Origin of the sequence: Shewanella sp. Isolate13, assembly GCF_022398325.1 — a bacterium.
In the GTDB taxonomy this organism is placed as follows: Bacteria; Pseudomonadota; Gammaproteobacteria; order Enterobacterales; family Shewanellaceae; genus Shewanella.
The window spans coordinates 1-16,583 of sequence record NZ_JAKEVD010000038.1; the positions used below are offsets into that span (position 1 = coordinate 1).

Below are 16,583 nucleotides of genomic sequence, written 5' to 3' on the forward strand. Positions count from 1 at the left end.
ACTTAAAATATTTGGTTTCTTTTTTATTATTTTAATTGGTTTCGTGCTAATAGAAACAATAGAAATGTACTTCAAGGAAAACGTTATTCATGCAGAAGTTATTTTGCTGGTGGCGGTAATTGCTGTTTCTAGGAAGGTGATCTTATTAGATTTAGATAAATATGACCCGTTAGCAATAATAGGTCTGGGCCTTATTATTGTTGCGCTAGGTGCTTGTTATGCGCTTATTAAATTTTGCTATCGTGGTAAAAACGCCTAACAAATGAAGGGGCGTACACAGCGGTGTCCTCAGGCCAATTGCTGAGTAAGCTCTAGGTCGCAGACAACGCGGTAGTGCAGCTAACCCCTTTTTCCGATTAACTTTATCGCTTTAATCCCCGCCGTAGTTGCTAAATCTTAGCTAAACTAAAAAAGAGCAACTTAATAGGGGAATGAAATGGATTCAATCAACGTAAAAGAACACATGGATCGCCAACCTGTATTGTTAACGCCTTCTATGTCGCTTGCAACGGCTGTTGAACAATTGCTAGAGCATAAAAAGATTGGTGCACCTGTAGTTGAAGCGGACGGTCGCTTAGTGGGGTTCTTATCTCAGCAAGACTGTTTAGCTGTAATGCTTAAGAGTAGCTATCACTGTGATTTAATTGCGATAGTTAAAGATTGCATGCGTACCGATGTGTTGTCGGTCACACCAGACTCGAGCGTGTTACAACTGGCTGAGCAGATGTTAGGCCCCAAGCCTAAGATCTACCCTGTGGTGGAGGAGGGCAAAGTGGTCGGTACTATTAGCCGCGCAAATGTACTCGAAGCGATTAATACCTATATGCAACAGTGTTATCTGTCGCCAGCATGATCGTAGTCAGAATCACTTAAATAACGCACTACTATCGATTGTAATTTGATAAGAGTGAGTCATGGTGCTGACTCTTATTAATTCACCTTAATTTGAGTATGCTCTAGCAATGTTAAATAGCGTGCTTAGCTTGAGAAGATAAAGTATTTTTAAGCCAGCTATACCAACCTGCAACGTTCCTTGCTAGGATCACTCTCTTTCGTCTTGGCTATGGAATTTGCACTTGAGTTCGCAACAGCATCCTTTATCTAACGCATTCTTAAAATCCTGTTATGAAGCGGACGCCGCAAAAATTAGGCGTCGTCTGTTTAGGCTCAGAAAAGAGCCTGACTCTGAGAAAAAAACGGCCACCCTCGAAAATCTTGAGCAGTTGGCGCTTGAATCACGTAAAAAGGTTGAGCAGCGTTTAGCTAATCGCCCAAGCATTAATTATCCCGATAGTTTACCCGTTTCGCAAAAGCGCGATGAAATTGCAACAGCGATTGCCAATAATCAGGTGGTGATTGTTGCGGGTGAAACCGGATCAGGTAAAACCACTCAGTTACCGAAGATCTGTCTCGAGCTTGGCTTAGGCTCTCGCGGTTTGATTGGTCATACCCAGCCACGCCGATTAGCGGCCCGTAGCGTTGCCACCCGTATTGCTGAAGAGATTAATAGCCCTCTCGGTGAAGTGGTCGGCTTTAAAGTGCGCTTTGCCGATGCCATTAATAATGACTCCTATATCAAGTTAATGACTGACGGTATTTTATTGGCCGAGTTAACTAACGATAAATACCTAAATCAATACGACACCATCATTATTGATGAGGCCCACGAGCGTAGCCTCAACATCGATTTTATCTTGGGTTATTTGAAAAACGTGTTACAAAAGCGTCCAGATCTTAAGGTGATTATTACCTCTGCGACCATTGATGTTGAACGTTTCTCGAAACACTTTAACAATGCTCCTGTGATTGAAGTGTCTGGGCGTACCTATCCGGTTGAAACCCGCTATCGTCCACTGGTGCAAGATCAAGATGAAGACCTCGATCTTATCGAGGGTATCTTTGCGGCTACCGATGAGCTTATGCAGGAAGGTCTTGGTGATATCTTGATCTTTATGAATGGTGAGCGAGAAATTCGAGATGTTGCCGAGCAGCTAAATCGCCGTAATTACCGCGATACAGAGATCTTACCGTTATACGCTCGTCTTTCTTATGGTGAGCAGTCAAAAGTCTTTAAGAGTCACGTTGGCCGCCGTATTGTATTGGCAACCAACGTTGCAGAGACCTCACTAACTGTACCCGGCATTCGTTATGTGATTGACCCCGGTACTGCACGGATTAGTCGTTATAGTTACCGAACTAAAGTGCAGCGCCTGCCCATTGAGCCTATCTCTCAAGCCAGTGCCAATCAAAGGCAGGGGCGCTGTGGTCGTGTTGCACCAGGTATCTGTATCAGGCTTTATAGTGAAGATGATTTTATCTCACGTCCTGAATTTACCGACCCTGAGATCCTGCGTACTAACTTAGCCTCAGTAATTTTGAAGATGCTGTCGATTGGTTTAGGCGATATCGAAGGCTTCCCATTTATTCAGCCACCTGATGCGCGTTACATTCGAGACGGTTTCTTGCTGCTTGAAGAGCTGCAAGCTGTCACAAAGGGTAAAGGTAAGCTGAATCTGACTCAGCTTGGGCGTCAGCTGGCGCATATTCCTGTGGATCCCCGGCTGGCACGTATGGTGATTGAGGCGCAGCAAAATGGTTGTTTACATGAAGCCTTAGTGATCACCGCAGGTCTTTCTATTCAAGATCCTCGCGAGCGCCCGATGGACAAGAAGCAAGCGGCAGATCAGGCACATAATCGCTTTAGCGATAAAGACTCTGATTTCGTTTCATGGCTTAATCTTTGGGATCACATTAAACAAAGCCAGAAAGAGTTATCGAGTAGCCAGTTTAGAAAGCAATGTAAAGCTGAGTTTTTAGCGTATCTGCGGGTTCGTGAATGGCAAGATTTGTACACTCAGTTAAGGCAAGCCACTCATGAGCTTAAGTGGAAGCTTAACTCTCCGACTGAAGAGCTTGATTATGAAGGCTTGCATCGCTCTTTATTGACGGGTCTATTAAGCCATATTGGCTTTAAAGATAAAGACAATGAATACTTAGGCGCACGCAATCGAAAGTTCTTTGTGTTCCCAGGTTCACCTTTAGCTAAAAAAGGCCCCAAATGGATCATGGCGGCAGAGCTCACCGAAACCTCGCGCTTGTTCGCACGTTGCTGCGCTAAAATTCAACCTGAGTGGGTTGAGCCTCTAGCGGCACATTTGGTGAAGAAAAACTATGTCGAACCACATTTTGAGTCCAAGCAGGGCTCGGTGGTCGCGCTTGAGAATCAAGTGCTCTACGGTTTGCAAATCGTTAATCGCCGTAAGGTGCAATATGGCCCAGTCGAGCCAGTTGAAGCCCGTGAAATCTTTATTCGCTCGGCATTGGCAGACGGTGAACTGCGAACTAACGAAGCATTTTTCATCAAAAACCAGAAGCTACTGCTGGATATTGAATCGCTTGAGCATAAGTCGCGTCGCCGAGATATTTTGGTGGATGAGCAGGCGCTATATGCATTCTACGAGCCCAAGATCCCTGATGGGATCTATAACGCACCTAAATTCTTAAAGTGGTGGAAAAAAGCTAAGCAAACTACACCAGAGCTTTTAGACTTTGAGCGCGAGTCGTTGATGCAGCGTAGTAGTGAGCATATATCGGCCTTGGATTTCCCAGAAAAATGGCATAAGGGTAACTTAGTGCTTAATGTCAGTTATCACTTTGAACCATCGGCTGCTGACGATGGTGTATCGGTGCACATACCTGTGGCATTGATTAATCAAGTTGATGAAGCTGATTTTGACTGGATAGTGCCGGGTCTTCGTGAAGAGAAATCTATTGCACTTATCAAGTCATTGCCTAAGGCACTGCGCCGAAATTTTGTACCCGCGCCAGATTACGCTAAAGCCTGTTTACAGGCGATGACGCCTTTTGAGCTGCCTTTAATCGATGCAATGTGCAAACAACTATTGCGCATGAGTGGTACCCGTATTTCGCCGGATGACTTTGATACTACTCAGTTAGTTAAACATCTTCTCGTTAACTTTAAGATAGAAGGCGACAAGGGTAAGTTGCTCGCTGAAGGACGAGAGCTGGAGCCATTAAAGGCAAGTATGCAAGGTCAGGTTGTGCAGGCTATCCGCAAGGTCGCGGATTCTGGTATTGAGCAAAAAGGGCTTGAGCAGTGGAGCTTTGGTGATCTGCCCAAGCAATTTGAGCAGAAGAAGGGCAACTTTGAGGTTAAAGCCTTCCCCGCGTTGGTAGATGATAAGAGCAGTGTATCGATCAAATTGTTTGATGATGAGTTCGAGGCACAGAAACAGCATAAGCTTGGTTTACAGCGATTACTGCTGCTCAATATTCCTTCGCCGGTAAAACATCTGCAAAAGTCACTGCCTAACAAAGCAAAGCTGGCGATGTACTTTAATCCATTTGGGCAGGTTAATATCTTGATTGATGATATTTTATCGGCAGCAGTACAGCAGTTGTTGGACGAAAAGGGCTTAGATGTGCGCTCTGAAGCCTCGTTTGCCGAGGCGAAAGACTGGGTGAGACAAGAGCTTAATCCAGCGGCTGAAAAAATTGCGCTGAAGGTAGAGGAAATTCTGACCATCTACAATCGAATTAAGAAACGCTTGAAGGGCAAGATCAGTCTAGATATCGCCTTTGCGATGAGCGATATTCAAAACCAACTGGATCAACTGGTGTTTAAAGGCTTTGTGGAGCAATCCGGTTGGCAGCGATTAGGCGATCTTAACCGTTATCTCAAGGGAATTGAAAACCGCTTAGAGAAGCTTCCAGTGGACCCAAATCGAGACCGCTTGCATATGCACAGCATCAATAAGGTGCAAGAGGTGTTAAAGGCGCAGATGGCTAAGTTGCCTAAGTCGATGCCAACACCTGAGGTGTTAATTGAAGCGCGTTGGATGATTGAGGAATACCGCGTCTCCTGCTTTGCCCAAGTATTAGGTACTGCTTACCCCATTTCAGAGAAGCGAATTTTAAATCAGATAGCCCAAGCATGATGTAAAAAAGAGCTGTTTTTCGTAAAAAAAGCGCACGTTTATGACGTGCGTTTTTTATTACCTTCCATCCCATCACGGGAATCCTGTCAGCTAAATTCCCAATTATTATTGGTCCTATGGGCTTTACTCTCTAGCTTCAATCTCTGCCGTATCGCGCAATATTTAACCTGTCTTAAAATAAGCTTAATACCTCTTAGTGAATATTTTGTTATAAAACTGCCAAGTTTGATTGAAATTTAGCCGCTCCCAACCCATTGTTTAGTATGTTATGGATAGCTTAATAAGTGTTTTTGATGGTTATTTAATCGTGGAAATGGGTTAGGAAGGGTGATCTTCGTACCTTGTTGTTGAAAATGATGATCTGGATCAACCAACCTATGGTTTTACCGAATTGTGGGTATACAGAACCTTGTTAACTTATTGATATCATTTTCAGCAAGATAAAAGTACATAATCAATACCTTAAAAAGGCAATGAGTTATCTTGTTTTACAGTAGTTCAGGCCGCCATAAAATCATGTTAGATAGCCCCACTTGTTGGAGGATTTATGAGTTCCACACCGAATGATGAGAAAAAGCTAGAATTTAGAATATTTATTTTTCTAACCGTTTTTCTCGCCCCACTTTTATCTATTTTGCTTGTGTCAGGATTAGGTTTTGCAATTTGGTTCGGCCAAATTCTAACAGGTCCGCCAGGTGCTGGCTAAATCGATAAAAACAAAATAAATACAAATAAATAGAGTGATAAAGATGAGCAATGAACTTCACGTAACTAGCTTAGTACTTCAAGTACAGCCTGAGCAGATGTCCACAGTAAGGCAAACCATTATTGATATGGAAAATGCTGAATTGTCGGTAAATAACGAAGTGAAATTGGTCGTAGTGCTAGAAGGCGATAGCCAGAAATCATTAATGACAAGTATCGAAACTATTAACGCCATACCTGGAGTGTTATCGGCTGCAATGGTTTATCACCAAAGTGAAGTGCTTGAAGAGGGTGAACAATGAAAATGAACAGACGCGAATTTATGAAGGCCAATGCAGCATTAACTGCTGCAAGCGTGGCTGGCTTAGCCTTACCCGCAACCGCGAGTAACCTGATCACAAGTTCAGAAGAAACAAAACTAGAATGGAACAAGGCACCGTGTCGCTTTTGCGGTACAGGTTGCTCGGTGATTGTCGCGACCCGCGATGGCAAAGTGGTTGCAACCCATGGTGACGCAGAAAGTGAAGTCAACAAGGGCCTTAACTGTGTTAAGGGCTACTTCCTATCTAAGATCATGTACGGTAAAGATAGACTGCAAACGCCAATGCTACGTATGACTGATGGTAAGTATGATAAGAACGGTGAGTTTACCTCCGTTTCTTGGGATACCGCGTTTGACACCATGGCGCAAAAGTGGAAGAAAACCATCAAAGAGAAAGGGCCAACCGCTATTGGTATGTTTGGTTCTGGCCAATGGACAGTTTGGGAAGGCTACGCGGCTTCAAAACTGATGAAAGCGGGTTTTGGCTCTAACAATATCGATCCTAACGCGCGTCACTGTATGGCTTCTGCGGTAGGTGGCTTTATGCGAACCTTCGGTATCGATGAGCCAATGGGTTGTTATGATGATATGGAAGCGGCCGATGCATTCGTGCTTTGGGGCTCAAACATGGCCGAGATGCACCCAATTCTCTGGAGCCGTGTAACAGACCGCCGCTTAAGCGCACCTCAAGTGAATGTGGCTGTTCTTTCAACCTTTGAGCATCGCTCATTTGACCTTGCTGACTTAGGCATAGTCTTTACCCCTCAAACCGACCTAGCAATTCTTAACTACATAGCTAACTACATCATTCAAAATGATAAAGTTAACTGGGACTTTGTTAATAAGCACGTTAACTTCCGCCAAGGCGAAACAGATATAGGTTATGGTCTGCGACCATCGCATCCACTACAAAAAGCGGCGAAGAATGTAAAGACAGCGGGTAAGTCTACTGCTATCGATTTTGATGCATTTAAGACCTTCGTTGCTGACTATGATGTTAAGTCAGTCAGTAAGCTATCTGGCGTACCAGAGCATAAGTTGGTTGAATTAGCTGAGTTATATGCCGATCCGAATAAGAAAGTCACCTCTTTCTGGACCATGGGCTTTAACCAGCACACTCGTGGTGTGTGGTGTAATAACCTTATCTATAACATCCATCTATTAACGGGTAAGATCTCGACCCCGGGTAACAGCCCATTCTCGCTAACGGGGCAGCCATCAGCCTGTGGTACCGCTCGTGAAGTCGGTACCTTCTCACACCGTTTGCCTGCAGATATGGTGGTTAAGAATCCTAAGCATAGAGCGATAGCAGAAAAGATTTGGCGTATTCCAAGTGGCGTTATTCCACCAAAGCCAGGTTATCACGCAGTTGAGCAAAATCGTCGTCTAAAAGACGGTGATATCAATGCCTATTGGGTTCAGGTGAACAACAATATGCAGGCAGGACCTAATATCAACCAAGAAGGTTTACCGGGTTACCGTAACCCTGAAAACTTCATCGTAGTTTCTGATGCTTACCCAACTGTGACCACACAGGCCGCCGATCTTATTCTTCCTACCGCTATGTGGGTTGAGAAAGAGGGTGCTTATGGTAACGCAGAGCGTCGTACCCAGTTCTGGCATCAGATGGTCAAAGCGCCGGGAGAGTCACGCTCAGATCTTTGGCAGCTGATGGAGTTCTCAAAGCGCTTTACAACCGATGAAGTTTGGCCTGCAGACGTACTCGCTGCTAACCCAGACTTTAAAGGTAAGACCTTGTTCGAAGTGCTATTTCAAAACGGTAATGTGGAGAAGTTCCCGCTATCGGATAGAAACAGCAAATACATGAACGACGAAGCGGAAGCGTTTGGCTTCTATGTGCAAAAGGGTCTCTTTGAAGAGTACGCGACCTTTGGTCGCGGCCATGCCCACGATCTTGCACCATTCGATACCTATCACGAGGTTCACGGTCTACGCTGGCCAGTTGTTGACGGTAAAGAGACCAAGTGGCGCTTTAAAGAGGGCAGCGATCCCTATGTGAAGCCAGGCAAAGGGTTCGAGTTTTACGGTAAGCCAGATGGTAAGGCGGTTATCTATGCTCTGCCATACGAACCAGCGGCTGAATCACCAGATGATGAATTTGATATCTGGTTGTCGACAGGTCGTGTGCTTGAGCATTGGCACTCTGGTTCAATGACGCAACGTGTCCCTGAGCTTTATCGCGCCTTCCCTGATGCAGTGTGCTTTATGCATCCACAAGATGCGAAAAAACGTGGTCTACGTCGTGGTGATGAGGTGCGTGTTATTTCTCGTCGAGGTGAAATCAAGACCCGAGTAGAAACTCGTGGTCGTAACAAGCCACCTGTAGGCTTGGTATTTGTACCTTGGTTCGACGCCAGTCAGCTTATTAATAAGGTGACACTCGATGCGACCGATCCTCTGTCTAAACAGACGGACTTTAAGAAGTGTGCAGTGAAGATCGTCAAGGCATAAGGAGAAATAATAATGAAAACATTAACACGAGTATCTGCAGCCGCTTTGATGAGCTTATCTTTAGCAAGTGCGTTTAATGTTGCAGCTGAGGTGATCCCTGCTGACAAGATAGCGACGCTGCGTGATGCACCGCTAAACGTAGAGCCAACGCCACCGGCAATGCAAAAAGTGATTAACTCTGATGTCAAGGAAGTGCGTAACTATCCGATGCAGCCACCCGTTATCCCTCATAAAATTGACGGCTACCAGGTGAACTTAAAAGTGAATAAGTGTATGTCTTGCCATGACCGTAGTCGCACAGGGGACTCTCAGGCACCTATGGTGAGTGTGACTCACTATATGGACAGAGAGAACAACTTCCTAGCTACCTTGTCTCCAAGACGTTACTTCTGTACACAATGTCACGTTTCACAGCTCGACGCTAAAATTTTAGTGCCTAACGAGTTTGTGGATATGGATCAGCTTATTAAAGCCGATTCTAATAAGAAAGCACACTAGGAGTAGTTATGATCGCTAAATTACGATCTTTCCTTAAAAAGGTATGGACGGTGCTGAGAAAGCCAAGTGTTCACTACAGCTTAGGTTTTCTAACTCTTGGTGGTTTTGTTGCTGGTGTGATTTTTTGGGGTGGATTTAACACCGCCTTAGAGGTCACTAACCAAGAAGCGTTTTGTATTGGTTGCCACGAGATGGAAAACAACGTCTACCAAGAGATGCAGTCGACTATTCACTTCACTAACCGAAGTGGCGTACGAGCAACTTGTCCAGACTGTCACGTACCGCATAACTGGACCGATAAGATAGCCCGTAAGATGCAAGCATCGAAAGAGGTTTGGGGTAAGGTGTTTGGTACCATTAACACCCGCGAAAAGTTCGAAGAGAAGCGTCGTGAGCTTGCAGAGCATGAGTGGGCACGTTTAAAGGCCAATGATTCGCTTGAGTGCCGTAACTGTCACAACTTCGATTACATGGACTTTACTCGCCAATCACCGCGAGCGGCTAAGATGCACTCTACTTCTTTAGCCAGTGGTGAAAAGACCTGTATCGATTGTCATAAGGGTATTGCCCACCACCTTCCAGATATGAAAGGTGTTGAAGGCTGGTAGCCCAATCTTGTTTTGATAGCTTGAAACTAAAAAGCCAGCGCATATTGCGCTGGCTTTTGTTTTTAAGGCTAAAGTCGCTGGTTTTTACGTAAGATTTTACGTTAGCTTTTTAACTGCGCCATAATGTTACCCGAAAGGTATTGCGCAAAATCATGACCATGATTTTGTAGCATCTTAGGGAACATAGAGATCTGGGTTTGACCTGGGAAGGTGTTGATCTCATTCAGCAGAATTTCGTTATCTTCAGTTAAGAAGAAGTCAATTCTCGACAGATGACGTAACTTCATCCCCTTAAAGGCTTTAATTGCATATTCTTGAATTTGCTTCGCAATCGCTTCATCAACATCGGCTTCAATTACCGTTTGTGCCTGGCTGTTTTCGGCATACTTCTCATCGAAGCTATAGAAGGTATTGCTGGCACAGATAATTTCACCAGGTTTAGTCGCGATGATCTCGCCATCAACTTCATAGGTGGCGACTTCTAGCTCACGGGCGGTAATCGTCTTCTCGATCACCACATAAGGTGAAAAGGTAAAGGCTTCTTCTAATGAGCTGGCAAGCTGCTCGATGTTATCGACGCGATAACAACCTACCGATGAGCCCTGTGACGCCGCTTTAATAAAGATTGAGCCCCAATTTTCTAGTGCTGCCTTGGCTTGTTCCAAAGCCTGCTGATTAAATTCACTTAAGAAAATATAAGGGGTGTTTGGGATCCCGAGTGCACTAAACCACATCTTGGCGGTTACTTTATTGAAGCAGTTGCTGCTCGACTCAGAATCACAGCCAAAGTAGGGCAGGTTGATCAAGCCGAAATAGGACTGGATGTCACCGGTTTCACCTGGGTAGCCATGAATACAAGGGATCACATAGTCCACATCCCAAGGGGCTTTCGTTTCATCATCGAAGCGGATCTGTTTGCTATTGGTTAACTCGCAAAGCTCGCCTGCCTGAGTGTGATATTGACCTTTAGCATTGAGCTCAACACGTAGCACATTGAAGTGGGGTAACGTGGCTAATTGCGCTTCAAAATAATTGGCCGATAACAGTGAGATGCTGTGCTCATCACCGCCGCCACCACACAATAGTAATAAATTCTTCTGGGTCATTTTGTCTCCACCTGTTACCCATGATAAAAGTCAGCTGAATCACTATGGCTTAATCACTTTTTAATGCAAGTATTGCCTAGCCGATTTAGCTTAAATGCTGTTTTTATATTCGAGTCCGTAGCCCCTTTGGCCTTACAGAGCTATGAGTGCAATTTATTTAGCCAATTTAGCGCACCTGTTTAGGCTAAGGTGCGCTATTGAAACTCGAGATATAAGGTTAATCGCGCCACAAACGCTGTGCCAAGCCCGAGGCGCGCTGGGTGAGGCTACGACTAGCCTGCTCAAACACTCTTTGGCTGCCTAGGCAGGTAAAGTGATGCTTAGCACGAGTGATGGCGGTATAGACTAACTCTTTGGTTAACAGTTGCTGCTGCGCTACACTCGGCTTTATCGGTAACACTAAAGACACATGACTAAACTCACTGCCTTGGCTCTTATGAACCGTCATGGCGTAACAGGTCTCATGGCTAGGTAACCGCGCGGGTAGCACCTTGAGTAAGCTGCCATCGGCTTGGATAAAGTGCGCCATTAAGCGGCGACTTTGGCTACTGCAATCGGGCAGGATAAGTCCAATATCACCGTTAAATAGCCCTAAGTTATAGTCATTACTTTGAATAATAACCGGGCGGCCTGCATAAAACTCTTGTTCTGGCTGGATTAAGCCTTTGGCTGCGAGCGCTTTAGTCACGCTTTGGTTTATTCCTTCAACGCCGTACTCTCCTGCGCGCATGGCGCATAAAATACGGTATTGGTTGAAGCTGTCGATAATCTTATCGGCGTCTATCTCACCCTGGGACATAGCCGCTAGGTAGACACCGTATTGCTCGACACTCTGTTCGAGCAAGCTGTCTAGCCCTTTATTGTCAAACGAGCTACTGCCATGGCTAGTATTGGCTAGCGCATGCTCTATCCACAGCAGCTCTTGATACCCTGATTGCCAGACTTCAGCGATGCGCGCTAAGTTTGAGTGGTTGACCGCTGTTGCGAGTTGGCCAATACCCGCATCGCCCTGAAAGCGGTGGCTGTGCATCAGCATACATAGGCTGTCACCAATCCTAGGATTTGGGCTAACAAACTCCGCTAACGAGGTGCGAGTTAACTGACCTAAGAGTTCAACTTGGGGTTGTGAATAATGCATCTTCCAGCGAGTTTGTTTAGTCTTCTTATTGACCTGTTTTAACCCTGCGCAGATATCGGCAAGTACCGCGCCAGCTTCAACCGAGGCGAGTTGGTCTTGGTCGCCGAGCAAGATCAATCTTGCATGCTCGGGTAACGCCGATAGCACCTTGTGCATCATGGGCAAGTCCACCATGGAAGCTTCATCAACGACGAGCAGATCGAGCCTTAACGGGTTATCTTTATGGTGCCTAAACTGGTGAGAGTTTGGGATCACCCCCAGCAGTCTGTGTAGGGTAGCCGCCTCTTCTGGAATGTTGGCGATGTTTTTATCCAGATCGACTATGCCCATTTGGCTCATCTCACTGGCAAGCCTCAGCTTTGAAGCCTTGATTGACTCACTCAGACGTGCCGCCGCCTTACCGGTTGGCGCGACCAGTCTGATGGTCATCTCTTGTCTGGAACACAACAAGTACAGCAACTTAGTCACCGTGGTGGTTTTACCCGTACCCGGGCCACCAGTGATCACCGCGAGCTTTTTGGTCATCGCCGTGGCGGTGGCTATTTTCTGCCAATCGTATTGCTGCTCAGATGCGGGAAACAGTTGATTCAATAGCTCACTGGCGTTAGTGAGTTCAGTATTATCATCAAGGCTGGAGTCGACTGCCGCGAATGCGAGCCGATTGAGATGCTCGGCGACCTGTGTTTCGTAGCTGAAATAGCGCTGTAAATATAAATTACCCTTATCGATAATCAGTGGCTTAAGCTCGGCGTCATCGGCGGTGCCGATGGCGTCAAACTGCAATAGCGCATCTTCAAGCTCATCGGTTTGTAGATTTATTTGGCACTGGCTGAGCTGCTCTTTAAACGGGTTTTCGGTATCGATCTGTTTTAGCGGCAAGCAGGTATGCTGGCTCGATAGATACTGGCTCACTAAGGCACAAATGAGGGTAAATAGTGGCGCAGACTCCTGATGAAGCTGGGCTAATTGCAGGGCAAAGTGGCGGTCGAGGGAGGTGATAAGTCTCTGCTCCTGCCACTCTTTGAGTAATTGGTTAATAGGCTTAGTGGTGGTGATCATTTTGCCTCCACTTGAGCGCTATTCGCTTGTTCAGAATTGTGTGCTGTCATCATGTTCCCGAATAAGGCATCGAGCTTTTCAATAAGTAACTTAGGCGGTTTATCGTAAAATACGCCGGATTGTGGACTGCTTGCCGACATGCCCCGTAGGAACAGATAAAAGCTGCCGCCGATATGCAGATCATAATCATAATTCGCCATACGCAGTGTCAGATAGCGATGCAGGGCAAGGGTGTAGATGATGTATTGCAGATCGTACCTGTGACTGCGGATCGCATGCTGCATCTTGGTAAAGTGATATTGGCTTAAGTCATCACCTAAATGATTCGATTTATAATCGGCGATAAAGAACTGATTATTATGCTCAAAGGTTAAATCCACAAAGCCTTTTAGCATGCCTTGTAACTCATCAAAATCAAGGCCGGCACTGTAACCAAATTCAAGTAAAAGCGAGTTGAGCTTGTCGGCATTGAGCTGAGTGATCGGCAGATAAAACTCCATCTCAACCAACTTTTGTGCCGGTTTTAGCTGCGCTAGCATTAGCGAGTTATCCTTGGCTAATGGCGCATGAAGTAAGTCTAGGTACCACTCTTTCAGTACGTCGGTCCAGCTCTCATCTATACCATATTTTGCCATGGCGATAGGCAGCTGCAGCTCAAGATCTGTTTGCGCTTGAGTGAAATCAATTAGCTCTAACACTAAGTGCATAAAGCTACCGGCATTGGCGCCGCGCTCAAAGGTAAAGCGCGATGGTGAGCTATCGACTTCATCTTGGATCACATCCAGCTCTGGGAACTGTTCATCATCCATACCCGGTAGCACCTTCTCATGGGCCAAATGTTTTACAAGACCTGAGTAACTGCCTACACGCCAAGGTGTTAGCATAGGACGATTGAGCGCTTTAGGCGCCAATTGTTGCTCGGCGGCGTCCTCTTTCTCTAGTACAACAAGTGTAGTGTCAGTGTATTCATCCGCCCCCGCCGCAGGCAGTTCCGTCAGGCTGATGGCCTTAGGGTCCTTTTGTTGCAGTTGTTTAGCCTGAGCCAGCAATCTCTCGTAATCACAAGCCTTATCTTCAACCCCTAACAGATACCCGATTGCCGTTTCGTGTAACTGACTCGTCATACCGGATTTTTTGGTAAACCGGCTGTGGTTGGCAATATACAGATAACACTTAAGCACGGGTCTCGTTAGCGCGACATAGAGTAGGCGTAGATCTTCGGCTAAGGTTTCACGTTTTTGTCGATCCCAGCCCTCATCTGTCTGCTCTATATCCCAGATAAGCCGATTGTCATCATGATATAGCATAGGGGCGGGGCGTTTACGGTTATCGCGACTCAGGCTGACAAACGGCACGAAACAGATAGGGTATTCAAGCCCCTTACTCTTATGAATGGTGACCACTTGTACTAGGTTCTGTTCGCTCTCTAAACGTAGCTGCGCCTCTTCATTTGGCTGGTTTTCGATAAGCGCTTGTTCGTACCAGTTGATCAGCGCGCTGCTGCCATCGAGCTCGGTGGCTTTTTGCTGCAGCAGCTCTCCTAAGTGTCTAAAGTCGGTTAAGCGCCTCTCTCCCTCTTCACCATTCAGTAAGCGCTCGATGATCTGGGTCTGGGCGGCAAGGGTCAGCAGGGCAGGCATGATCCCACGCCTTAACCATACCTGCTGTAGCTGGGCAAACTGCTCAAGCAGGGTCTGACGCTTATCTTCATCTTGGTTAAAGCTATGGATCGCCTCTGCGCTGTAGCCGAGCAGTGAGGTGGCTAAGGCACTTCGTAATGCGCGCTCATCCTTAGGGTCTGCCATGGCATAAAGTACCAGCGCAAGCTCGCGAGCTTCTAAGGTGTTAAACACGCTATCACGGCTTAAGAAGACCGAACCTATTTGACGTTGACTCAATGCGGCCCGAACCACATTGGCTTCGTGTCTGTCTCTGACCAAGATGGCGATATCTTTTGCTCTTAGTGGCTTTTTGCCAATCGCGCACAGGTTTTGCTGTGCATCGATTAAAAGTTTGGCAATCTCATCGGCCACATCATTAGCAATGAGCTGTCTAGCCGTGGTCTTATTGAGGCCTTTTTCTGCCTCTTCACTTAATAGCCTTAATCTAAGGGCGCTACTGTCAGCACTCTTTTCATTGAGTATTTTTTTGTCAGCAAAGCTTGATGGCTTTACTGGTTCGAAGGGAATCGATTGACTGATAAAGGAATCGTCTCTGTGACCGAAGATGCCGTTGACCGCCTCCACCATCTGCCGATTCGAGCGATAGTTGGTATCGAGATTATAGTGCTTAGCGGTTTGGGCGCGAGCCTGAATATAGGTATGAATATCGGCGCCGCGAAAGGCGTAGATCGCCTGCTTTGGATCGCCAATCATCAACAGGCTAAGTTTATCGTTCTGTGCCGGGGCGCTAGCAAGAGTGCTGGTTGTTGCAGCGCTTTGGTAAATCGAGTTAAAGATCTCAAACTGCAGTGGGTCGGTATCTTGGAACTCGTCTATTAGTGCAACTGGAAAACGCTGGGCAATACTGCTGGCTAAGCGATTCTCTTGACTTACCTTAAGCGCTTTAGCCAGTGTTAGTAGCAGATCATCTGGGGTCAGCAGGTTGCGCTCAAGCTTTTGCTTGGCAAAGCGTGTGCCGATGCCATCCCGCGCACAGTAGAGAAAGCTTGGAATAAGGTTGGCGATAAGTAGAGCTAACCTTTCGATATGATCCAGCATCGGCGCTTGCTGCGCCGAGGGCACTTCACCGCCTTTATTGAGCTTAAGCCCATTAAGCGATAGGGCTTCAAGTACTTTTGCAGGTGGCAGTGCCTGACCGAAGGCGACCCAGTTATCAAGATCATCGAGCATCTTGGCCAGTTTTGGGTAGCCATCAGTCTTCTTGCCAAAACGCGCACCATTAAGTGGCAGTTCATGCAATAAGGTTTCTGTTTGCTCACGCTCTCTAGGCCAGATAAGTTTAAAGCGGCTAAGGCTTTGGGTCAGCTCAGCCTCGAGCTTATCAAAGGCTTGAGGTTTGGGGCTGGCTACTGCACTACTTGCACCAAGAAGCGGCCTGAGTTGACGCGAGAGGGCATCGGGGTCGCTAAACTTGCCGATGATCGCATCTGCTAGGCAGCCAGATAAGGGATAGCATTTCTCGCGCCAGAAGTCTCGCACCGCATGGTGCAGAAACTCGCTATCATCGAGGGTAAACTCAGACTCAAACAGTAAGGATGACTCAAATGCCATATCCGCCAGAATACGCTGACAAAATCCGTGAATAGTAAAGATTGCCGCTTCATCGAGGGATTTAAGCGCCAAGTCGAGACGTTTACGGGCGATTGGCAGACTGGCTTCAGGCGTTGCACGATAAAGTGAGTTAATCAATTCATCATCGATCTCTAGGCCGATAAAGCAGCGGTAGGCTAGCTGGATCTTCTTACGAATACGGTCTCTAAGCTCACCTGTTGCGGCATTGGTAAAGGTTACCACCAAGATCTGCTCGCAGGTTAAAGGTGCGTCAATACCATGGCCGAGCAGCAAGCGTACATAGAGTCCGGCAATGGTAAAGGTCTTGCCTGTCCCCGCGCTGGCCTCGATTAAACGGCTACCGCCAAAGGGAAGGGTCAATGTATCTAGCGCTTCGGTCACAATATTGCCAGCTTGCGATGTATTGGCTGAAGTAGTCATATTTTCTGTTTGGCTCTCACTCATTTTATCGCCCTTACCATCA

11 protein-coding genes are annotated in these 16,583 nt (G+C 46.4%); 8 read left to right on the forward strand and 3 right to left on the reverse strand.

Going from position 1 to position 16,583, the window contains the following annotated elements:
- The 8 genes from L1D44_RS18405 to L1D44_RS18440 all read left to right on the forward strand — a co-directional run.
- A partial coding sequence (locus tag L1D44_RS18405; RefSeq protein ID WP_239892754.1) for a phosphate-starvation-inducible PsiE family protein occupies positions 1-259 on the forward strand: 259 nt, incomplete at its 5' end.
- A 177-nt stretch (positions 260-436) separates the two neighbouring features.
- Positions 437-853, forward strand: a complete 417-nt coding sequence (locus tag L1D44_RS18410; RefSeq protein WP_220767500.1) for a CBS domain-containing protein — start codon at positions 437-439, stop codon at positions 851-853.
- A gap of 217 nt (positions 854-1,070) precedes the next feature.
- Complete coding sequence (gene hrpA / locus L1D44_RS18415; protein WP_239892755.1) at positions 1,071-4,958, forward strand: ATP-dependent RNA helicase HrpA; 3,888 nt, start codon at positions 1,071-1,073, stop codon at positions 4,956-4,958.
- Positions 4,959-5,505: 547 nt separating this feature from the next.
- Positions 5,506-5,664 (forward strand): periplasmic nitrate reductase, NapE protein, encoded by a 159-nt coding sequence (locus tag L1D44_RS18420; RefSeq protein WP_239892756.1) that lies wholly within the window; start codon positions 5,506-5,508, stop codon positions 5,662-5,664.
- 43 nt (positions 5,665-5,707) lie between these two features.
- Positions 5,708-5,965, forward strand: a complete 258-nt coding sequence (locus L1D44_RS18425) for a chaperone NapD (RefSeq protein WP_239892757.1) — start codon at positions 5,708-5,710, stop codon at positions 5,963-5,965.
- A 2-nt stretch (positions 5,966-5,967) separates the two neighbouring features.
- Positions 5,968-8,457: a nitrate reductase catalytic subunit NapA gene (napA, locus tag L1D44_RS18430; protein ID WP_239892779.1), complete on the forward strand. Its 2,490-nt coding sequence runs from the start codon at positions 5,968-5,970 to the stop codon at positions 8,455-8,457.
- Between the two features lie 12 nt (positions 8,458-8,469).
- Positions 8,470-8,955: a nitrate reductase cytochrome c-type subunit gene (locus L1D44_RS18435; protein WP_239892758.1), complete on the forward strand. Its 486-nt coding sequence runs from the start codon at positions 8,470-8,472 to the stop codon at positions 8,953-8,955.
- Positions 8,956-8,963: 8 nt separating this feature from the next.
- The gene (locus L1D44_RS18440; protein ID WP_239892759.1) at positions 8,964-9,563 is read left to right on the forward strand and encodes a cytochrome c3 family protein; all 600 of its coding nucleotides are present in this window, start codon (positions 8,964-8,966) and stop codon (positions 9,561-9,563) included.
- A 101-nt stretch (positions 9,564-9,664) separates the two neighbouring features.
- On the opposite strand, the gene L1D44_RS18445 is transcribed toward L1D44_RS18440, so the two are convergent.
- From L1D44_RS18445 to recB, 3 genes are all read right to left on the reverse strand, one after another.
- The gene (locus tag L1D44_RS18445) at positions 9,665-10,669 is read right to left on the reverse strand and encodes a D-alanine--D-alanine ligase (RefSeq protein ID WP_239892760.1); all 1,005 of its coding nucleotides are present in this window, start codon (positions 10,667-10,669) and stop codon (positions 9,665-9,667) included.
- Between the two features lie 217 nt (positions 10,670-10,886).
- Positions 10,887-12,866, reverse strand: coding sequence for an exodeoxyribonuclease V subunit alpha (gene recD / locus L1D44_RS18450; RefSeq protein ID WP_239892761.1), 1,980 nt, complete (start codon positions 12,864-12,866; stop codon positions 10,887-10,889).
- Positions 12,863-16,540 carry an exodeoxyribonuclease V subunit beta gene (recB, locus tag L1D44_RS18455; RefSeq protein WP_239892780.1) on the reverse strand — a complete coding sequence of 1,226 codons (3,678 nt, stop codon included), beginning with the start codon at positions 16,538-16,540 and terminating at the stop codon, positions 12,863-12,865. Before recB ends, recD begins: the two co-directional genes overlap by 4 nt.
- Positions 16,541-16,583 lie beyond the last annotated feature (43 nt).